We start from the raw sequence: 21,813 nt of genomic DNA, 5'->3' as shown, positions 1-21,813 counted from the left end.
CGCCGCGGAGCGCCAGACCAGCCCCGACAGCGGAATGAGGATGATGAGGGTAAGGTAGGCAAGCGAGAAGCCGAGCGTCAATCCGAAACCCGGAATGACGCTCGGCTGTCGAAATCGCCAACCCGCCCGAGCGGGTGCTGTGATGGCCACTGCTGTCATGGAGTTCCGGATCGCCCCACTCTTCAAGCCAGATTGCCCTTCGCTATGACTTCAAGAGCCTTGGGCGTGCAAGTTCGTTGAAAGATACGGCGCCTACTTCCATTCGCCCAAAGGCGTGTGGATTTTCTTCCTTCGCCGTCATTCGGGCTTTCTCCAGCTCTTCTGACTACTCCTTACTGCGCAGGTCTCCAGGTCTGGTTGGATGAGCACCATCACCGAAATGATAGGGTACGCGCATTCTTCAATCGTCGAAAAATTAAGCCAGAAGCTTGCATGTCGCGACCAGCGTTGGGTCCCGAGCATCCACCGCGCGCATACCGCCCGGCAGACGGCGTTCGGCGGATCGGACGGCAGAATTTGCAGACGTCGTCGTGTGGACCAGGCGACGCCGACAATGACGAAAGCGAAGCTATGGCAGCAAGTAGTAGCGAACACAATCGCGCGCGGATCAGCCGACAGTCGGAAGTGGGACCCTTGCTCAAAAGAATAGGTTGGCCACGCCACTAAGATATCTCACGCGTTCCCGTGATGGCCTTCTACGCAATACAAAACCAACGCATCATGGAGCGCATGAATCAGATTAGAAATCCGCCTGGGGAGGAGGATATGAAAAACATCTCAAATGACCTGATGGAAATTGCCGGCCGAATTCGCCCTGCGCGGGAAGCCTTCGCGGAGGCGGACAGGAGGAGGGTCGAATCCGCTTTGGAGGCAGGACGACTTCTTTGCCAGGCCAAGGACGACTGCCTGCACCAGCAATGGATGGCTTTCCTGAGATGGGCCGATATGGATGAACAAGAGGCTCGAAAGCTGATGCAGCTTGCCCGCGCGGGACTGACATCGTGCGTCGTTTCGGAAATCGGCGGCATCGATGCGGCACTGGCCTATCTTGTGGAGGCAAGATTGCCCGAGCCGGAAGAGTGCCTGACCGTGGGCCGCGTAGGCTGGCCGGAAAAGAACACGCCCTTCGCGATTATCAAACCCAATGCCGCGCATCCCGGCTATTACGATATCGCCATTGCCGACATGTGGGCCAATCCAGCAACGGTTTTCTCATCGAGAAAGCCGCTTCGGGGGGAAAGCATGAGGCAAGCCGACGGGTCGTTCTTCAACAGCCTCTGGCATATTGTCGATCGTGAATTGGATGTCCCGCATTCGCAGCGCGAGTTCCAGATGATGCCGGCGGATCTGTTCTCGCGAGATGGTGCCTTCCTCTTCGCCAAGCCTGTCTCCGCGGCTGACAGTGCGACGGAAAGCGAGGCCCACAGCTACATTCTTTGAATGTTCGCCGGCAAACGCGACCGCGCAGCCCCGCAACAATTCCATTGCATGGACCGGAAAATCGCCCTGCCGGCCTCGGCGTGCTCTGCCTAGCGTTGTTCGTCACGGCAGAACACTCCAGCGCGCAGTCTCACCCGGACGAAGATCTATCATGCTCAGGCGAGGCTGTTCGAGGGCAATTTCCTGACTCGGCTCCCGGACGGCAAGTTGAAGCGAGAACCGAACTACCTCTAAGAGCATGGCAAAAAGACCAAACGGCCGCCGACCGGAATTTTGACGGAAAATGAACTCAAGCAATCGACGCGCCAATGAAGCGCCGTCAGCCGGCTTGCAGCCGAGCGTGGCTGCGCGCCGGATCATCTCGTCTCGTCCATTTGCAATGGCCATCAGCACTTAGCGTTGTCAAACCGCGCCAGACGACCGTCCGGGCCCATACCAGGTCTCGGAAGTGGTAATGTCTTATCCGATTGCGCACTCCATTTTCTTGGCCGCTGCTGGCTTAATCGCGTCAGTTGTCATCATCAGAGTGGCGGTTACATGCGCATCGCGATTGTTGGTTCGGGTTACGTGGGTCTTGTATCGGGCGCTTGCCTGGCTGATTTCGGCCATCAAGTCGTCTGCGTCGATAAGGCGGAGGCCAAGATTGCCGATCTCCAGGCCGGAAGAATGCCGATCTATGAGCCAGGTCTCGACGACCTCGTCGACAAGAATTCCGCGAGCGGCCAGCTCACCTTCACCAGCATGCTTACAGCGGCAGTCGCCGATGCGGACGTGGTGTTCATTGCCGTCGGGACGCCTTCGAGGCGAGGCGACGGCCATGCCGATCTGTCCTATGTCTACGAAGCGGCCCGGGAAATCGCGGCCGCTGTTCACGGGTTCACCGTGGTGGCAATCAAATCCACGGTGCCGGTGGGCACGGGGGATGAGGTCGAACGGATCATTCGCCAATGCAATCCCCTGGCCGATGTGGCCGTCGTCTCCAACCCGGAATTCCTGCGCGAAGGAGCCGCGATCGACGACTTCAAACGACCAGACCGGATCGTTATCGGCCTCCCGTCGGACGAGCGTGGCCGGGAGGTGATGGCGGAGGTGTATCGGCCGCTCTATCTCAACCAGGCACCCATCCTGTTTACCGGCCGCCGCACGTCCGAGCTGATCAAATATGCGGCCAACGCCTTCCTGGCGCTCAAGATCACGTTCATCAACGAGATCGCGGATCTCTGCGAGAGCGTGGGCGCGAATGTGCGCGAGGTAGCGCGGGGCATCGGGCTCGACAATCGCATCGGCTCAAAGTTCCTGCACGCCGGCCCGGGCTATGGAGGATCCTGTTTTCCAAAAGACACGCTGGCTTTGGTCAAGACGGCGCAGGACAGCGGCGCGCCATTGCGCCTGATCGAAACGACGGTTGCCGTGAACGACCAGCGAAAACGCACCATGGCGCGCAAGATCGTATTTGCTTGCGGCGGAGATGTCCGCGCAAAGACAGTGGCCTTGCTGGGTCTTACCTTCAAACCCAACACCGATGACGTCCGTGAAGCGCCTTCCCTTTCGATCATCCAGGCCTTGATCGATTTTGGAGCACATGTCCGAGTGTATGACCCCGAAGGCATGGAACAGGCGAAAATCGTGCTCGGCACAAGCGTAAGTTATGCAGAAGGCGCCTATGAATGCGCCGAGGGCGCCGACGCGCTGGTCATCGTGACCGAGTGGAATCAGTTCCGCGCCCTGGATTTTGAACGACTGTCCCGCACGATGTCGAAACGGGTGGTGGTCGACCTGCGCAACATTTACCGGCGGGAAGACATCTCCAAGCACGGCTTCGAGTACGTGAATATCGGTGAGGGAGCGGTCGGAGACAAGGCAGTTTTCGCCGCGGCCGCGGAATGAGGTATCTGGTCACCGGCACCGCAGGATTCATCGGTTTTCACCTGGCGCGCCGGCTGCTCGACGACGGTCATCGCGTCACCGGCTTCGACGGCATGACGCCATACTATGACGTCGTCCTGAAGCAGTCCCGACACGCCCTGCTTCAAAGATACGACGCCTTTCGCGCCCATATCGGCCAACTGGAAGACCTGGATGCCCTTCGCCGCGCCGCGGACTACGCCCGGCCCGATGTGATCGTGCATCTGGCCGCGCAGGCCGGTGTCCGCTACTCAATCGACAATCCGCGAAGTTACACGGACAGCAATCTCGTCGGCTCGTTCAACGTCCTTGAGCTTGCGCGTGATCTCAAGCCCCGGCATTTGCTCCTTGCGTCCACGAGCTCGGCCTATGGAGCGAACGACAAGATGCCATTCGTCGAAACCGACATGGCTGATTGGCCGTTAACCTTCTATGCGGCCACGAAGAAGGCGATGGAGGCGATGGCGCACTCCTATTCACATATCTTCGGAACGCCGACCACATGCTTCCGCTTCTTCACCGTATACGGCCCCTGGGGCCGGCCCGACATGGCGCTCTTCAAATTTGTCGACGCGATCGAGAACGGCCGTCCGATCGAAGTGTATGGCGAAGGCCTGATGAAGCGCGATTTCACCTATATCGATGATCTCGTCGAAGCCATCGTCCGACTCGTCGAATGCACGCCGGCGACAGGTCGCGCGGCGTCCGCTCCCGGCGTCGTCGACACGCTGTCACCCGTCGCGCCGTGGCGTGTCGTCAACATAGGCGGCGGCGAGCCTGTCGGGCTGCTGCCTTTCATCGAGACGATCGAGAACTGCCTGGGCAAACGCGCCATCCGCAAGATGTTGCCGATGCAGGCTGGCGACATGCGGGCAACCTATGCCGACCCCCGCCTGCTGGAGGCCCTTACGGGCTTTCGCCCTTGCACCAGCGTCGAGGACGGGGTGACCGCCTTCGTACGCTGGTATCTGGAAGAACGGCCGTCGCGGCCGACAATCGCCGCCTGAAGCGCGCAGACCTGTGCTCCGTGCAGGCGCCTAGGTCCTTGGCGCGACACAGGTTGGTCCTGCCGAGGCCAGCTTGGCATGTATCCTGGGCCTTTCGCCATACCAGGATGTCACCTCAATGGCGGCTCCGTCTCCACAAAGCACTGTAAAGCCGCTGTCGGTATGAGTTTGGACCTGGCCGGTCAGCCCGATATGGCGCCCAGGCGGGGCAAACATGCGCGCCTTGTCGATCACGATCTTGGCACCGGCAGTGAAAGTGAAGGCGCCCGGATAGGGATCGCCGACGGCGCGGACGAAGCGAAGGACATTCTCGGCGGCATCGCTCCAGTCGATCATTCCGTCGTCGGCCGTGCGCTTTGCGCAATAGCTGGCAAGGGATTCGTCCTGCGCGACGCCCACGGCCTTGTCACGACTTATCGCCGAAACGACAAGCGGCGTCATCTCGAGCAGGGCCTGCTTGTGCTTGTCGTAGAGCGAGCGCGCGGTCTCGTCCGGTGCCACGGCAAAAAGCTTCTGGAGGACGATAGGGCCACTGTCGACACCCTCGTCGAGCCGGAAGAAAGTCGAACCCGTCTCCTTTTCATTCGCAATGATCGTCCAGGGGATCACCGCCCTGCCCCGAAAACGCGGTAACGGCGCCGGGTGAAAGCCGATCGAGCCATATCGGGCGACCGAGCGAAATTCGCCGCGGCAGATTTGCGACCAGCCGACCACCATCGTCAAATCGGGCCGCTCGGCTTCGAGCCTGTCGATCGTGTCGGGCGCATTGATGTCCTTGGTCAGGTGGACCGCGGCCCCGGCCAGACGTGCCGGCCCCGCCAGATCGACGAAATCGGAATGGCGTTTGGAAGCTTCGCCCGCAAGGGTGACAAGCAGCGAAGGCGTCATGCCAGCTTCGACAAGGGCATCGAATGCGACCCGAGATCCCTCCACCGCACCGACAAAGGCTATGCGCATGAATTCAAGGCTCCAACTCACCGGCGTGAGCGATAGATGGACACAGATCTCTTCTATTGTCTGCTTCGTTTCTGCGCCCAAGTCCTCCTTTAGAGGTAAACGGCAGCCGGCGATGCATCCCTATGTGCAACTCGTCCCTTCAAAGAAAGCTGGGTATTTAGGGGTTGCGACAGCGGGATTGGAATACGCGATGGACAGCTTCGCCGGCTTGGCATTTCTGGATCGCAGCGCCATTACAGTAGGGAAGGGCGGATCTGATCTGCTACGCATGGCGATCCTGCTTTCTGGACGCCGACGCATTTGTGCTTTCGTCCCGCTACGAAGATTGCGCGGTACCACTCAAGGCCATGGCCGGCAGCCCGCCCATCGCGTCCTTCGACTGCGACGTCATACATGCTGCGCTACGATCCCCAAGGACTGAAGACCTGTCACCATGCTGACGACCACCCGTCTGACATTGCATAAGATCGACGCCCGGATCAGGATGACCTGGGCTGCGTCGGGCGCAGACGCGTTTCTTGTCTCCTATCCCGAATCCGGAGCAACCCAGCTTAGACATATCCTTTCGGAATACTTTCGTCGCCACGCCAACGGCGAAAATGTCCATCTTTCGCCAATGTTCGAGGTTCTTCCGGATTTCGATCTCGATCCGACGAGGGGCATCCCGGCTTTTCGTTACACAGATGAGCGCCATCGTGTGCCGCTCGTCCTGGTTTCGCACCTCACCTATAGACGCTCGCTTTTTCTCAACCGACCCATCATCTTCATGACTCGAGATCCGCGCGACGTAATCGTGTCAGCTTATTTCGATGCCACACGTCACAAACGCTGCTTCGAAGGCACCATGGACGCGTTCATTGCCGATCGCGAACAAGGCCTGCCGGCTCTGATAGTATATCTGAATGATTGGGGTAGAGGTCTAAAGCATCACGTAAGTGCAGTATTGGGCTATGGGGAACTGACGGAAGACCCTATGGGTGCCTGCACGCGTATCCTGAGATTTCTCGGCCACACACCGTCCGTGCGCGCGCTTCAGGATTCTATCGACGCCTCGCGTTTCGATGTAATGCGTGAGCATGAGATGGCGGGCGGCCTAGCGGCCCACGATGGCGAAAGCCAGCATGCGCGTCCCGGCAAGGTCGGCGGCTTTTCCGATCATCTTAGTGATGCGCAAGCCGAACTCATTGAGCAGACCTGCATCGACTGGCTAACTCCAGCCGCGATCGAACTGCTTGCCCGTGGCGGAACGCGGCTCGCATGCGGCTGGTATGAACTTCGCCGCCAATTCATGGATGAACACGGCCAAGGCGAGACGATCAAGAGAGATCTTCCTGTCGTCGAATCCCTTTCCACCAATCCATGCAGCAACTTGGCGGAGATCGCCGAGAAGTATGGAAATAATCCATCGACGTCCTGACGTTAAGAGGGGAGTAAATGCGACTTGCGATTGTGCAGGCGGGCCTGGGTGCAGGAGGGACGGAGCGCGTCGTCAGTCTGCTTGCCGCAGATCGATGCAGGCGCGGAGATGAAGTCCATCTATTTGCTTTCGTGGGAGAGCAAGACAAGAGCTATTTTGCCCTGCACCCGAAGGTCACCGTCCACAGACTTGTAGAGGATGGAGCTTCGCGGCTTTCGAAACTCGGATTTGTCCGCAGCTTGCGGCGCGTGGTCGTGTTGCGCGCGGAATTCAAGCAGCTTCAGCCCACTCTGATCGTTTCATTTCTAACAAAGATTAATATTCTTTGCCTACTGGCGGCGAAAAATCTTGGCATCCGGGTTATTATCTCGGAAAGAAACAATCCCAAAGCGCAGAAAAAACACGCCGCTTGGCGGCTCGTTTCTGGCATCATACTTCGGCAGGCGGATCGGCTCGTCATGCAGACTGATGCGATTGTCAAGACGCTTCCGGATACGCTCAGAAAAAAAGCCCACGTTATCGGAAATCCTTGCGAGGTCATCGGAAATCCGTGCGAGGCGACCGATGCCTACAAAGACCATGGCAATGAGATGTTTCGCCTGGTCGCCGTCGGACGCCTGGTGGAACAGAAAGGCTTCGACACGCTGATAAAGGCATTTGCTAAAGTCGCCAGCGAATTTCCGGCATGGGCGTTGACAATCTTCGGCGAGGGACCTGATCGGGTTCTTCTTCAACGTCAGATCGATGCGTTGGATTTGGAGGACAGGGTAAAGCTTGCCGGCATTACCGAGCGTCCGGGCGAATGGGCGCGCGACGCCTCCCTCTTTGTCCTGCCGTCACGCTACGAAGGCTTTCCCAACGTGCTGATCGAGGCGATGGCGGCAGGCCTGCCCGTCGTCGCAACAGACTGCGATTTCGGTCCATCCGAAATCATCGAACCAGGCGTTTCGGGTCTGCTGGTACCAGTCGACGATGTTGCCGAGTTGGCATCCGCGATGGCATGCCTGATGCGAAACAATGCTCTTCGCCACAAAATGGGTAGATCGGCCCGGAAAACGATCGATCGGTTCTCAATGCAGCAGATTGCGGAAAAATGGGACTCCGCTTTGACGAAATTCTGAAAATGAAGGCAATCGATCACGAACTCAGTTATTCAGGTTCGCGATCTACGAATGAAAAATATCCGATCCCGGACAAGAACACCTCGAGCGTTTTCAAATCTGGCGCACATATCCTGATGTTCATCCGGAGAATGATCTTTGATAGGCGCACTTTACAGCCAATGTAACTAAAAGCGGCGACCTGTCGCGCGTGGAAGGCAATGCCCGCACATCGTCCCTGATTGGGATCGGTCTCAAGACACAAGGCTACATGTAGACTTTCGAGATTGTGTCCCGTGGCGTGGCTTGGCTTTTGACCACTACGAAGCCTTGCGGTTGGCCAGAGGACGTATCAGCGAGCCGCGGCAGGCATGCTGATGAAAGGAGCATCGCTCATGAAACGCACGTTCGACCTGCTCGGTGCCGCCTGCCTTCTGCTGCTGATGTCGCCCTTCATCGCGGTGCTTTCAATAGCAGTCGCGCTGCTTCTTGGGCGGCCTGTTTTTTTCCGCCAGGAACGTCCCGGCCTGCACGGGAAACCATTCAAGATAATCAAGTTCAGAACGATGACCGATCGTCGGGATCGTCATGGCCGGCTGCTTCCCGATGCTGACAGGCTGACTGGCTTTGGCAGCTTTCTGCGCGCAAGCAGCCTTGATGAGCTGCCCGAATTGATCAATGTATTGCGGGGTGAGATGAGCCTCGTCGGGCCTCGTCCCCTCTTGATGGAGTATCTCCCCCGCTATAGCCCTGAGCAGGCGCGTCGTCACCAAGTCATTCCCGGCATCACAGGTTTGGCGCAGGTGAACGGCCGCAACGCACTTGATTGGGAGAACCGCTTCGTCCTGGACGTCTGGTATGTCGATCACCGGACCTTCGCACTTGACCTGAAAATTCTCTGCCTGACCTTTTACAAGATCTTCACCCGAGAGGGGATCAGCGCCGCGGGACACGCCACCATGCCCGAGTTCATGGGCTCGCAGGTTTTGCAGTCGGGCGGGCCGTTGAGGACGTCTGGATCGCGCCTGCCACGGTTGGCCGCAAGGGTTGCAGCCATCGGTATTCTGCTAGAACTTGGGACTGCCGCTTTCGTTTTTGTTGTCGATCCATATGGGATCAACCATCATCTGGAGATTCCTGATTTCAATGCCGAAAAGACACATCGCCTTTCGATCGGTACGACAGCCGAGCGCTCACTACGTCTATGGCTCACCGACTACGACACTTTGATCCTCGGCGGCTCGCGGGCGCGCGTCGGGCTTGATCCCGCCGGACCGAGCCTAGCTAGGCTGAAGGCCTACAATGCCGCGGTTCCGCATGCGAGCATGGTCGAACTCTATGACATTGGCATGTTCGCCCTGGCTCACGGCGCACCCCGCCGGATGATCGTCAATCTCGATTTCTCCATGTTTGAGGCGGACCGAACGGAAACCCAAGATTTTCCGGAGTCCGGCTTTGCCGGAGTTCCAATGCCTATCGTTTATGCGCGGTCCCTGTTCTCCCCCGAAAGCTTTATCGACGCTTTGCGGACGGTGCACGCCAACAGCATTGGATTTCGGGAGACCGACAAGGAAGACGGTTTTCACCAGATCATGTTGGCACATAATTACAGCTACAGACAGGTGTCCGACCAGAGGCTGAATCGGTTGATGGCGGAGTTTTCGTCTCCCGGCAGCTTCGATTATGACATCACTAGAATCGGCCTGTTGCATGACCTGCTGGATCGTCTCACCGCCGCTGGAGTAGACGTCACGCTCTTCATTTCGCCGATACATGCTCGTCAGATGGAAGCACTCAGGGCCATGGGGCTACTCCCGGTTTACGACCGCTGGCGTGTGGATCTGACGTATACCGTAAGTCAGGTCAACGCATCCAAGACAGCCACGTCTGAAGTGAAACTGTGGGATTTTAGCGGCTATAACTCCGTTACAATGGAAGACATTCCGGATCCGGGCGATCGTCATCAGACGATGCGGTGGTACTGGAGCTCTGCGCGTTACACTCCGGCCTTGGGAGAGTTGATGCTGGATCGCATGCTCGGCCAAGCCTATTCGGGCCCGTCGGATTTCGGCATATCTCTTACCGGATCCAACCTTAGATCAATCCTCGACCAACAGCGAAAGAGGCGCACCATATATGTCGTGCTTCATCCCGAGGAGATTAATAGGATATGGAGCCGTTTGCTTTTATTTAAATTTACAAAGCCAAATATCTAGGCAATTTTTCTCTTTATTAGTTCGGTATGTGTTATAGTTCTACTTTTTTGTTCCGCATATATTGGCGATAAAACGGCCATGAAGCTGCTACCGCTAATGGGGTAGGCCATCGGTCGTAGCGGCGATCAGGTCCTAGCTTATTGGGGTTGCGACAGGACCAAACTTGGTCGTGGCGGCTTTCTGGTTTCTGCCGATGATGGATGCATCGGCAGAAACAATCCCGGAGAACGACCAAGGGACGCGTACTGCCGATCAAGAATGAGCGGGGCGACTTTGGCTACGGTTGCGATGATCGGAAGACTGGCTCGACGGGTGCTGCAAGCTGCCAGGCGCAAGAGTGCGGGCCGCACGCGCCTGGCCAATATCGCACACCTTCTGACCGGCAATTTTCTTGGCTCATTGCTGGCGCTTGTAGCCTTTACGCTTTCAGCACGAGCGCTTGGGGTGACGAACTATGGTGAGCTTGCATTGATCATCGCGTTCACAAGGGTCGTCGAGCGCGTTGTCAGCTTCCAGTCGTGGCAGCCAATTATCAAATACGCAGCCGGCATGAACGCATCCGAGGGCCACGAGAATTTGCGCGTCCTCATGAAGTTCGGCCTGCTTATCGATGTCGGCGCCGCTGTCAGCGCCTGGGTCGTCGCCATTGGCGCGGCCCTTCTCATTGCGCCGGTTTTCGGTTGGTCGACGCAAATCGTGCATCTTCTTGTTCTCTACTCCAGCGTTCTGCTATTTCAGATTTCCGGCGTCCCCGTGGCTGTCCAACGCATGGCCGGCAACTTCCGCCTCCTCGCCTATGGGCAGTTGCTCAACGCCGTTCTGCGCGTATTGCTGTGTCTGCTCGGCGTGCTGCTCAATGGCGATCTCGCTTACTTCACGGCGGTTTGGGCCGGAACGCAGATCCTCGGCTCCCTGGCGCTCCTGACGCTGACCATGCGCGCGCTACACAGGCAGGGTGTCCACAATGTCCTGGGCGCGCCTTTGGCCGGCATCACACGCCGCTTCCCTGGCATCTGGAATTTCGCGTGGTCGTCGAACATCTCACTCACTTTGCGCGCGAGCGCGCAAGAACTCGATACGCTGCTGGTGGGATGGCTAGCCGACCCGGCCTCGGCTGGCTTGTACCAGATCGCCAAGCGTATAGGCCGCGTCGGCCAGCAAGTAGGCCCGCAGGTGCAAAACGTTCTCTATCCCGATGTCGCCCGCCTTTGGGCAAAAGGCAGCATCGAGGAATTCAAGCGGGTGATCTTTCAGACCGAAGCCATGCTGCTCTGCTTTGGCGTCATTTGCGTCCTGGTCGTGGCGGTGCTCATCCGGCCGCTGCTCTCCTGGACCGCGGGACCGGAGTTCATAGGCGCAGCCAGCCTCGTCATCGTGCAGATGGTGGCGGTCACGTTCGTGCTTTCGGGCTCAGCCGCCCGCTCGGCGCTGCTTGCCATGGGCCGGCAACGTGAGGTGTTGCGCATTGTTGTCGTTGCCACAGCCGCCTTCCACGTGACGGCCCTCCTGCTCATCCCGCGGATCGGCGCGATGGGGGGCAATATTGCCCATATCGTCCTGGGCATTCTGTGGGCCTTCGGCCTGGCGCTTTCGTTGCGACAGGCGCTCAAGACCGCCCATCATCCCGACCGGCAAACCCCGCCGGCGGACGCTCTCAACCAAGCAAGTCTTGCCCCTTCAAAGGCGATCTAGATGTCTCTTGCACCTCAAGCTCTTGCGCCTCAAGCCCAGGCACCTCAAGCCCTGGTCACTTTGCCTGCAGCGCAGCGGCGCTCGCCTTCCTCTCCTTCGTGGCTCACACATCTGCAACGACTCGAGGCTGAATCAATCCATATCATTCGCGAGGTCGTCGCCGAACTGCGCAACCCGGTGATGTTGTATTCGGTGGGCAAGGACTCGGCCGTAATGCTCCATCTCGCGATGAAGGCCTTCTATCCGTCGCAACTGCCGTTCCCCCTTCTCCACATCGACACGACGTGGAAATTCAAAGAAATGATCCGTTTCCGCGACGAGACTGTCGCGCGGCTTGGCCTGAAGCTGCTGGTGCGTCGCAACGAGGCCGGCCTGGCCGAAGGGATCACGCCATTTACACATGGCTCGTCGACCTACACGCAGATCATGAAGACGGAGGCGCTGAAATCGGCACTGACCTCGCTCGGCTTCGACGCCGCTTTCGGCGGCGCGCGGCGCGACGAGGAAAAGAGCCGCGCGAAAGAACGGGTGTTTTCGCTGCGCAGCGATAGCCATGGCTGGGATCCAAAGAACCAGCGCCCGGAACTATGGAACCTCTACAACGGCCGGCTGAAACCAGGGGAGTCCGTCCGGGTCTTTCCTCTCTCGAACTGGACCGAAACCGACATATGGCAGTACATCATGAGGGAGAACATCCCCATCGTCTCGCTGTATTTCGCGGCCAAACGCCCCGTGGTGGAGCGCGACGGACAGTTGATCATGGTGGACGACGATCGTCTGCCGCTCCGCCCAGGCGAATCCCCCGAAATGCGCTCGGTACGCTTCCGCACGCTTGGCTGCTATCCCCTCACCGCGGCCACTGAAAGCACTGCCGCGTCTGTTCCCGAAGTGCTCCAGGAAATGCTTGTCGTGAGGACCTCCGAGCGATCAGGTCGGCTGATCGACCATGACGAGGCAACCTCGATGGAAAAGAAAAAGCGCGAGGGGTACTTCTGATGCTGGGTTTTGCTCAAACCGCGGAACTCGAATCTTCTTCGATAGACGAGATCACTTCGCAATATCTTGCTGTCCACGAGAAGAAGAGCCTGCTGCGATTTTTGACATGCGGCAGCGTGGACGACGGCAAGTCGACGCTGATCGGCAGGCTGCTCTACGACACGAAGCTGCTGATGGAAGACCAGCTTGCCACACTTACCCGCGATTCCCAACGCCACGGCACAACCGGCGGCGATCTCGACTTCGCCCTTCTGGTCGACGGTCTGGCCAGCGAGCGCGAACAGGGCATTACGATCGACGTGGCCTATCGTTTCTTCGCCACGGAACGGCGCAAATTCATAGTCGCCGACACGCCCGGCCATGAGCAATACACCCGCAACATGGCTACTGGCGCATCCAATGCCGACCTGGCGATCATTCTTGTCGATGCGCGGCAGGGCATTCTGACCCAGACACGCCGACATTCCTTCATCGTTTCGCTGCTCGGAATCCGGCATGTCGTCCTTGCGGTCAACAAAATCGACCTGGTCGATTATTCGCAAACGGTATTCGACGAGATCGAGGCGACCTATCGAAGCTTCGCGGAACCGCTTGGCTTCGCGTCTCTGGATGCCATCCCGCTGTCGGCGCGTTATGGCGACAATGTTCTTTCGAAAGGCGAGAACCTGCCCTGGTATCGGGGCCCGACGCTCATCGAGCATCTGGAAACCGTCGAGGTGGAACGAGACCGCCGTAGCGCGCCTTTCCGGATGCCGGTGCAATGGGTCAATCGCCCGAACCTCGACTTTCGCGGGTTTGCCGGCACCATCGCCGCCGGCGTGATCCGGCCGGGAGACCGTGTGGTCGTGGCACGATCCGGCGTGACGAGCCTGGTCAAGCGCATCGTCACCCAGGACGGAGACCTGTCGGAGGCAGCGGCCGGCGAGGCTGTCACGCTGACGCTCGAAGACGAGATCGACGTTTCTCGCGGCGACGTCCTGGCGGGGGCGGCGGAGCGCCCGGAAGTGTCAGACCAGTTTGCGGCCCATCTGCTCTGGATGCACGAGGATCCATTGATCCCCGGCCGCCCGTATCTGATCAAGCTCGCCACCAGCGTGGTGGGTGCGAGCGTTACGCAGATAAAACACCGGGTTGACATCAATAATTTTGCAAAACTGGCAGCAAAAACCCTCGAGAAGAACGACGTCGGCTTCGTCAACTTGACGACACAGGCACCGCTCGCCTTCGACCCGTTCTCCAACGTGCACGAAACCGGCGCGTTCATCGTCATCGACCGGATCAACAACCACACGGTCGGTGCCGGAATGATCGACTTCAGTCTGCGCAGGGCGAACAACGTCCATTGGCAAGCACTGGATGTCGACATGAATGCGCGGGCGATCGCCAAAGGTCAAAAGCCCGTGGTGCTGTGGTTCACAGGCCTGTCGGGCTCCGGAAAGTCGACGATCGCGAATCTCGTGGAGAAGCGCCTCCATGCGATCGGCAGGCACACCTACCTTCTGGACGGCGACAATGTTCGCCATGGCTTGAATCGAGATCTCGGCTTTACCGACGCGGATCGCGTGGAGAACATTCGTCGCGTCGCCGAGGCCGCCAAGCTGATGGTCGACGCGGGGCTGATAGCGCTCACTTCATTCATTTCGCCATTCCAGGCGGAGCGGCGGATGGCGCGCGACCTCTTCGGCCCAGGGCAGTTTATCGAGATCTTCATCGACACACCACTGGAGGTCGCTGAAAGCCGCGACCCGAAGGGCCTTTATCGACGCGCCCGAAATGGGTTGATCCAGAATTTCACGGGCATCGGCAGTCCCTATGAGCGCCCGGAAGCGCCACAGATCACGGTTACGCCGGATCTGAGCGCCGAGGAGGCCGCGGAAGTGATCGTCAGCTACCTCGAACGAGGCAGCTACCTCGGAACCGCGACCGGGTAACAGGCGATGGTTGGAGGAGCTAGCCAAGGGCCGATACGGGTTTGCTTTCCATTTATCGGTGATGATGTCGGTGGAAGCCACATCTCGGCGCTCAAGCTCATCCAGAACCTCGATACATCGAAGGTCGTTCCGATTCTGGTGCTTCAGGAAACGGCCGGGCCTCTGGCGGCCTTTCTGCAAATGGAGGGCCAGCCCTTCACGGGTTTTCCGCTGCCGACGACTTCGCCTGGAAAGGGAATAATCCCCGGCGATGTCATGACCTATCTGACCAGTACGCTTCCGCGCATGCGGCGTTTCATCAAGGAGCAGAAGTTCGATATCGTTCACACCAATGACGGCAGGACGCATGTGAATTGGGGCATTGCGGCGAGGCTGGCAGGTGCTCGGCTGGTTTGGCATCATCGCGGCGACCCCGACGCCAAGGGCGCTAACGTGCTTGCGCCGCTCATCGCGCATCGCATGGTGACGGTGTCGCGATTTTCGCGACCGCGGCATCCGATCAGATCCCTCAAGGGACGGCTCAGCGTCATCCATAGTCCCTTCGACCATCCGTCGACTGTGCCTGACAGGATCGCGGCCAAGGCCGCACTTCTGGACGAGCTAGGCCTTGCACCAGGAACACGCGTCCTGAGCTTCATCGGCGGGCTGATCGAACGAAAGCGGCCGCTCCTCTTCATCGATATCCTTGATCGTTTCGTGCGGGAGCATCCGCAAATCCCGGTCGTCGGCTGCGTGTTCGGGAATTCACCCGCGGGCTCGCAAGATCTTGAAGCGGCCGCCCGCGTGCGCTGCGCCGAGCGCGGGCTCGGCCAAACGGTGCGCTTCATGGGTTTTCGCAACCCGATCGAACCTTTCCTCGCGGCAACGGATGTTCTGGTGGTTCCCGCCATGGGAGAGCCCTTCGGCCGAACCCTTATCGAGGCGATGTTTCTTGGGACGCCGGTGGTTGCAACCGATCATGGCGGCAATCCGGAAGCTATCGAGAACGGGCGGACCGGATTTCTGGTCACACCGGAAGACGCCGGGGCCTTCATGGAGCCGCTATCGCGGTTGCTGTCCAATCCGCCGCTCTGGGCCCGGATCAGCGATGCAGCCCGCGACCACGCCTTCTTCTCCTACAGCACGCACCGCCATGTCGAAAATGTCATGAAGATCTATGACAGGGCGCTTTGCTCCCGCAAAGCCGGCTTGGCGACCGACCTAACCAGCGAAATCGGCGGTTAAAGGATTTTCGCAATGCGGGTAGAGCACATCGATTTCCTTGTCATCGGAGCCGCAAAAAGCACAACGACCTGGCTGCAGCAGCAGCTTCAGGCCGATCCGAGCGTCAGCACGCCGGCATCCTGATAGACGCATCCAAGGGAAGGGCCTCCTTTGACATGAGTGAGTTTCACGAAAAGTCAGCTGCGCCATTGACATATGGTTCCCCCGGCATTGATCGAGGTCTGCCGTACGAAGCCCATCATCCTGCTCGCAATGCGAACCAAGACACGGGAGCTGCCCAGAGTGGGATCGTGGCCACGGCCCCGGCCGGTCAAGTTGGATATCGCCGCGAAATTGACGGCCTGAGGGCGATCGCAGTCGTTCTGGTGATCCTCTACCATTCAGGGCTTCGCGTCGCGGGCCTTGACCCCTTTGCGGGCGGTTTTATTGGCGTTGATGTCTTTTTTGTTATTAGCGGCTATCTGATTGGCTCGATTGTACAGCGGGAAGTCATGGATGGGACTTTCTCGTTCGCCAATTTTTACGAGCGTCGCGCGAGACGGATCCTACCTGCGCTGTATACCGTCTTAGCAGTAACGATCCCCTTCGCTTGGCTATATATGCTGCCGAGTGCCTTTAGAGACTATTCGGCGAGCCTTTTGGCAACCGTGTTTTCAGCCTCCAATCTATATTTCTGGCATGTTGCGAGCTATGACGCAGCCGACAATCTTTTTCGTCCATTAATTCACACCTGGAGCTTGGGGGTCGAAGAACAGTTCTACGTGATCTTCCCTTGCTTTCTTCTACTGGTGTGGAAATTTTCTCGGAAATTTTTAACAGCCATCCTGTGCATTGGGCTCGTCGTTTCGTTCATTCTTGCGGAGTGGATGACGCGGCATTTCCCGGACGCATCTTTTTTTCTACTGCCACCCCGAATCTGGGAACTAGGGTTGGGGGTGTTTCTGGCAAGACGTGAATTGACTGGCGGCCGGCTTGTGTCGATGCGCTCTTCGCGAGTCGCGCCTGCGGTCGGTTTGGCGCTCCTGATCTGCGCGGTGCCGCTGATGCGGCCGCAGTGGCACCACCCGGGACTTGTGACGCTGATCCCGGTTGCAGGAACGGCATTGCTTATCTGGTATACAGGACACGGCGATCCCATTACACGAGCGCTTTCCTCCCAACCGTTTGTATTTGTCGGTCTGATATCATATTCCCTCTATCTTTGGCATCAGCCGATATTTGCTTTCGGCAGAATGAGCGCAACCGATTCTGTCGGTGGTATGATGGTATTTTTTTGGATTTTGATGTCAATTATACTTGCCATTGCGACTTACCGCTTCGTTGAGATTCCGACCCGTAGCAGAAAGCGAACCAGCAAGCACGTTATATGGCTGATTGCCTCACTAGGGGCCGTACTACTCAGCGGGGGCGGATACTACTGGTATGTCCAAAATGGCCTGCCAAGTCGTTTTGCAGACGGCCTGGCCCCGATTGCCGCTGCATCCGATATTCGCGAGGCTCAGATCTTTCAGAACGGGAAGAGCTGTCTCAACTTTGCGCCTGAACAGGGTCCTTGTACCTTTCATGGCTCGAATCCCGAGGGCTATGCTCTTGTTAGTTTGGGTGACTCTCACGCTCGCACTCTGCTTGGTCCGATGCGAGACAGCCTCGATGACTACCGAGATATCGCCTCGTTCACACCGCTCAATCGAGGCGGCTGCGTATTTCTTCTCGGTCTGCAAAGGGTTGACGTGGACCAACCGGGTTGTCCAGGCGACTACAATGACAAGAGGCTCGACTACATAGGCAGGCTGAAGCGACCGATAGCCGTGCTCTTGTGGCGTCTCCCCATTCTCGTGGAGCAGAGCCGTTACAACAATGGCGAGGGGGGAATCGAGCCGGGCGACGATCACCCGCATTTGGCCAAGCTGGGTGAAACCGGGCCCGCCGATCCGGCTGCAGTCGCCACGGCCATTTCCCGCACCATAAACACACTTCTGGAGCGCGGGGTGAAAGTTGTCTTAGTCTATCCTGTCCCGGAGATGGGTTGGAACGTCCCGCAGGTGCTTCTCATGCGGGCCAGACGCCAGAACGATCCTGCAGCTTATATGCAGGCGGACCCGATTTCGGTTTCCTACGGGGATTTCCGCCGGCGAACGCAACGGACATACGCATTATACGATAATGTCGGATCCGATCCAAATCTCGTGCGTGTGTATCCGGAGAAGGCCTTCTGCGATCAACAGCGCTGTTTCGCCAATCGAGGCTCTCAGATTTTTTATCGGGACGATAACCATCTCAGCGAGACCGGCGCGTCCAAGCTCAACGTTTTGATCATGGACGCCATCAAAGCACGGTGGGGAAATGACCGATGACAGGCGAAGGAAGAGCCGTGGACTTTTTCGACCGGGAAGTCTTATGCGACGTCCCAGCACGGAAGCGACAAGGCTGCGCCTTGCAGTAGAGCTCGACGCTATGCCTTGCGGTGGTATATTTCGAAATACGGGTCCAAAGAGCTGGCAATTCTCTCATCCATGTAAGCGATCTCGTCTCTGTTGAAATAGTCGACATAACCGCCAATTTTGCCCCGGCGCACCTTAAAACTGTCGGGATTCGACTGGTCCGTCGGGCGCATTCTTTCGTGACCGAAAGCGTCTGCCATTTCGATCTTTCGCAAATTCTCGAAAGAGCCAAAGGTTGTCGCCTCATCGAGGATCATCTCCGGCACGCCCTGAATGCCCAGAAAATCTAGCGCCGTGCGAAGCGCCGATTTTGGAGCTTGGCGCATATGTTCGTAGGACAGCATTTGAAATGCCTTCACCTTATCGCGGTTGTGCGCCCAAGCGTTGTAGAACGCTATGATGGAATCAATGCTGCCGACATCCTGGGCAAGAAACTCACTGATCGTTCCGTCAAACACCTTCATTCGGTGCGTTGCGTCGAAATAATATGAAACAAGCACGTCTCTCGGATCCCGAACCAGAAATAGGATCTTTTTTCCTGAATATTTTGACTTATCGACCTGGATTTCGCTGGGACGCTTAAGGTTTGGGCTGTCGTCGTGAGAAAAGCCGATGCAGGGAATATTCGATGAGATCTTCCAGAAATGCTGGATTTCCATCGGATTCTGCAGGTTAAGGCCGTACTGTTTGTCGATGACGCGGCCAACCATGGTGCGCAGCCACGTTCTACCGCATTTCGGGTATGAAAGCACAAAGGAGTCTCGCGACCAAAAGATCATCTGGCGGCGCAACGCTCCCAGGGGACCCGAGTAGCGTATTTTCTTTGGAACGACGGCTTCGCCAAGGAAAAAGGTAGCGTCGCGAAGATTGTTCTTCAACTGTCCGAGCATAGAAAGCTTCCTCTGCTAGCGTGAGTTTGGCGCATTGGCGGCGTCAACAATGAAGTGCCCGAAGAACGGGACCGCCGGACCGAAACTCAAGCGACCATTTTAATCTCCGCCATTGTAAGCCATTGCGTCGGTGCAGCGAGACCTAGCTAGCTGGCTGGCCCGGACTGATGGGAGTACCTCTTTGGATTAACGCGGCAAAGTCCGCTTGCAGTTCCGATAGCCCCCCATGCACAAAAGCATGTGTTGCTTAGAAAGCGGGTAAAGCGCCCCATAGCAGCGATAAGATCGTAGCCTCGAATCCGAACGATTGCAGGCCAACCTGTTCTTGATTGAGCAAGGGACTGGCAGGCACGGATTTGTGCCTGCGAGTTCAAACAGCCGCATCTCTTGACGCGCTCTCTTGGGGCGCGGCGGCTAAGCTTTGTCGAGGTCCAGAATGAGCCAGTCAGATCAGCCGTTTGAGGCAATCAGTCCACTGGGAGGCCAATCCCTTTTGCTGGCCACTGCGATCGCTCTCGGCCGTCTCGTCAGCAAACCGCGGACGATTGTTCATGTGCTGTCTTACTTGCGCCGGCGGGTGACCGGGCGCGCCAAGGCCGTTGGCAAGAACCTTCATCTCTACATCATCGATCTGGCCCTGGCGCTGGCGGCACTGTCGTTTGCTTCATTCATGCGATTGGGCCTTGATGGAGAATTCACCGGTCCGGAAAGCCACGCTTCGTTGCTCTTCGCACTCCCTTGCTTCCTGCTTACATGCGCCGTGGTCTTCCCGGTGACTTGCCTCTACACCCGCAACTGGCGATATGCTTCTGTCGGCGACATGCTCGGTATCGTTCGCGCGGCATTCGTCACATCGCTGGCCTTCGTGTTCCTGATGTTTGTGGCTACACGGCTCGATTCGATCCCGCGCTCGGTGATAGTGATCCAGTTTCTGTTGCTCGTGCCGCTGCTTATTTCAGTTCGCATCCGCTCCAAGCTCGTTGAGCTAAGCCGCTTTGGTCCGACTGCGAACAGAGCGAGAAACGGACGCGACGTGGTCCCTGTGCTGCTGATCGGTGCAGGCGATGCGGCCGATCTTTATATTCGCGCGCTGCAGCGGGATCCGAATGCACGCCATTGGCCGGTCGGCGTGCTCGATAATGGCGCAACGACAGAGGGCTATTTCCTGCGCGGCGTGCCGGTTCTGGGCAGCATCGAAGACTTCGACATGGTCATCGGCGATCTGGAAGGTCGCGGCATCAAGCCCCGCCACGTGATTTTCACCGAAAGGGTGCCTGGCCTCGTCGACCCGATGCTTGAAGCGCTGATCGACCGGGCCGACCGTCTGGGCATCGCTGTCTCTCGCCCCGCCCCGGTCCTGGAACTGCGCAATCCTAAATATCAGAGTCGCTTCGACTTGCGCCCCATCGAACTTACCGACCTTCTGGAGAGGCCGCAGGCGGTTCTTGATAAAGATGCGTTGTCCCGAATGATCGAAAACAGGCGCATCGTCGTCACCGGCGCCGGAGGCTCGATCGGCGGAGAGCTCACGCAGCAGATTGCCGCGCTCGGCCCCACCGAAGTGGTCCTGATCGATAACAGCGAGTACAATCTGTACGCCATCGATCTGGAATTGGCGGAGAAATTCCCTAATGTGCGCCGGAAGCCATATATCTGCGACGTACGCGACCCTGTTCGCCTGGGCGAGATTTTCCGACGCCATCGCGTTGACCTGGTCTTCCACGCGGCGGCGCTCAAACATGTGCCGATGGTCGAGTTGAATCCCTGTGAGGGCATTCTTACCAACGTCATCGGTACTATGAACGTGGCAGAAGCGACCCGCCTTTGCGGCGCCAAGGCAATGGTCCAGATATCCACCGACAAGGTTGTGAACACGACCAGTGTCATGGGCGCTACCAAGCGCCTTGCGGAACTCTACTGCCAGTCCCTGGACCTCGCCTTCACCGCCGGCGATACCCCCGTCCGCTTCATGACCGTTCGTTTCGGCAATGTTCTGGGTTCAAGCGGGTCGCTGATCCCGCTGTTCAAGCGCCAACTCGCCCACGGCGGTCCGCTGACCGTGACCGACATGGAGATGAAGCGCTTCTTCATGACAATACGCGAGGCGGTTGAACTGACCTTGCAGGCATCGGCCCATGGTCTGGAGAAAAAACTCGGACAGGGCGAAATCTTCGTTCTCGACATGGGTGCGCCAATCAAGATCATCGACATGGCGCGCCGCATGATCAAGCTCGCGGGATTTCGGCCGGATGAGGACATCAAGATCAAGATTGTCGGCTGCCGGCCGGGAGAAAAGCTGTTCGAGGAACTCTTCGACGAAAGCGAAAGACGTGTCGACGTTCCGATTTCCGGAGTCTTGGGCGCCGTGCCCAACGCGATGCCGCTTGACACGCTTCGCAAGGGATTTTCGCAATTGCGTCGCTTGGCGAGGGCCGGCGACACTGAGGGAGTGTTAAATCTTGTTGCGGATATGCTTCCCAGTTACCGCAGAGACGAAGCCAAGCCTGCGGCGGCGGTGACGGCGCCCTTCGTGCCTCATGTGATCCTCGGTTCAGCCAAGGCAAGCACGCGTCCACACGAGGCGGCCGCTTGAGGCC

14 protein-coding genes and 2 pseudogenes are annotated in these 21,813 nt (G+C 58.1%); 13 read left to right on the top strand and 3 right to left on the bottom strand.

From position 1 onward, the window contains the following. A pseudogene (locus FJ953_RS27440) lies at positions 1-159 on the bottom strand (molybdate ABC transporter permease subunit); the annotation flags it as partial. 606 nt (positions 160-765) lie between these two features. On the opposite strand from FJ953_RS27440, the gene FJ953_RS27435 reads away from it, so the two are divergent. The 3 genes from FJ953_RS27435 (at position 766) to FJ953_RS27425 (ending at position 4,352) form a co-directional block, all read left to right on the top strand. Continuing rightward, positions 766-1,440: a hypothetical protein gene (locus tag FJ953_RS27435; protein WP_140498426.1), complete on the top strand. Its 675-nt coding sequence runs from the start codon at positions 766-768 to the stop codon at positions 1,438-1,440. 537 nt (positions 1,441-1,977) lie between these two features. After that, positions 1,978-3,327 (top strand): UDP-glucose/GDP-mannose dehydrogenase family protein, encoded by a 1,350-nt coding sequence (locus FJ953_RS27430; protein ID WP_140625478.1) that lies wholly within the window; start codon positions 1,978-1,980, stop codon positions 3,325-3,327. Further along, complete coding sequence (locus FJ953_RS27425; RefSeq protein ID WP_140625477.1) at positions 3,324-4,352, top strand: NAD-dependent epimerase/dehydratase family protein; 1,029 nt, start codon at positions 3,324-3,326, stop codon at positions 4,350-4,352. The genes FJ953_RS27430 and FJ953_RS27425 overlap by 4 nt, the downstream gene beginning before the upstream one ends. A 30-nt stretch (positions 4,353-4,382) precedes the next feature. Here FJ953_RS27425 and FJ953_RS27420 read toward each other — a convergent pair whose 3' ends face one another. After that, positions 4,383-5,309 carry a formyltransferase family protein gene (locus FJ953_RS27420; protein WP_140625476.1) on the bottom strand — a complete coding sequence of 309 codons (927 nt, stop codon included), beginning with the start codon at positions 5,307-5,309 and terminating at the stop codon, positions 4,383-4,385. 433 nt (positions 5,310-5,742) lie between these two features. Between FJ953_RS27420 and FJ953_RS27415 the strand changes: the two genes are divergently transcribed. From FJ953_RS27415 to FJ953_RS27375, 9 genes and pseudogenes are all read left to right on the top strand, one after another. Further along, a complete protein-coding gene (locus tag FJ953_RS27415; protein WP_140513529.1) occupies positions 5,743-6,726 on the top strand; it encodes a sulfotransferase domain-containing protein in 984 nt (327 codons plus the stop codon). A gap of 17 nt (positions 6,727-6,743) precedes the next feature. Further along, positions 6,744-7,847 carry a glycosyltransferase family 4 protein gene (locus FJ953_RS27410; protein WP_140525323.1) on the top strand — a complete coding sequence of 368 codons (1,104 nt, stop codon included), beginning with the start codon at positions 6,744-6,746 and terminating at the stop codon, positions 7,845-7,847. Positions 7,848-8,221: 374 nt separating this feature from the next. After that, positions 8,222-10,042 (top strand): sugar transferase, encoded by a 1,821-nt coding sequence (locus FJ953_RS31220; protein WP_140513525.1) that lies wholly within the window; start codon positions 8,222-8,224, stop codon positions 10,040-10,042. Between the two features lie 288 nt (positions 10,043-10,330). After that, complete coding sequence (locus FJ953_RS27400) at positions 10,331-11,734, top strand: lipopolysaccharide biosynthesis protein (RefSeq protein ID WP_224705772.1); 1,404 nt, start codon at positions 10,331-10,333, stop codon at positions 11,732-11,734. Next, on the top strand, positions 11,735-12,730 hold the full coding sequence (gene cysD, locus FJ953_RS27395; RefSeq protein WP_224619688.1) for a sulfate adenylyltransferase subunit CysD: 996 nt from the start codon (positions 11,735-11,737) through the stop codon (positions 12,728-12,730). It abuts the gene before it with no gap. Beyond that, the gene (gene cysN / locus FJ953_RS27390) at positions 12,730-14,661 is read left to right on the top strand and encodes a sulfate adenylyltransferase subunit CysN (protein ID WP_140513523.1); all 1,932 of its coding nucleotides are present in this window, start codon (positions 12,730-12,732) and stop codon (positions 14,659-14,661) included. The genes cysD and cysN overlap by 1 nt, the downstream gene beginning before the upstream one ends. Before the next feature lie 6 nt (positions 14,662-14,667). Next, positions 14,668-15,885: a glycosyltransferase family 4 protein gene (locus FJ953_RS27385; protein ID WP_140498434.1), complete on the top strand. Its 1,218-nt coding sequence runs from the start codon at positions 14,668-14,670 to the stop codon at positions 15,883-15,885. A gap of 12 nt (positions 15,886-15,897) precedes the next feature. Then, a pseudogene (locus FJ953_RS31035) lies at positions 15,898-15,990 on the top strand (sulfotransferase); the annotation flags it as partial. Positions 15,991-16,040: 50 nt separating this feature from the next. Continuing rightward, entirely contained in the window at positions 16,041-18,239 is a 2,199-nt protein-coding gene (locus FJ953_RS27375) for an acyltransferase family protein (protein ID WP_140625474.1), read from the top strand. A 98-nt stretch (positions 18,240-18,337) separates the two neighbouring features. Here the strand turns inward: FJ953_RS27375 and FJ953_RS27370 are convergent, their stop codons facing one another. Beyond that, positions 18,338-19,216 (bottom strand): sulfotransferase domain-containing protein, encoded by an 879-nt coding sequence (locus FJ953_RS27370; RefSeq protein ID WP_140625473.1) that lies wholly within the window; start codon positions 19,214-19,216, stop codon positions 18,338-18,340. Between the two features lie 436 nt (positions 19,217-19,652). Between FJ953_RS27370 and FJ953_RS27365 the strand changes: the two genes are divergently transcribed. Then, the gene (locus FJ953_RS27365) at positions 19,653-21,809 is read left to right on the top strand and encodes a nucleoside-diphosphate sugar epimerase/dehydratase (protein WP_140498437.1); all 2,157 of its coding nucleotides are present in this window, start codon (positions 19,653-19,655) and stop codon (positions 21,807-21,809) included. Positions 21,810-21,813 lie beyond the last annotated feature (4 nt).

This window comes from Mesorhizobium sp. B2-3-6, from assembly GCF_006442305.1.
In the GTDB taxonomy this organism is placed as follows: Bacteria; Pseudomonadota; Alphaproteobacteria; order Rhizobiales; family Rhizobiaceae; genus Mesorhizobium.
This window is presented reverse-complemented; position numbering and strand designations above follow the sequence as displayed.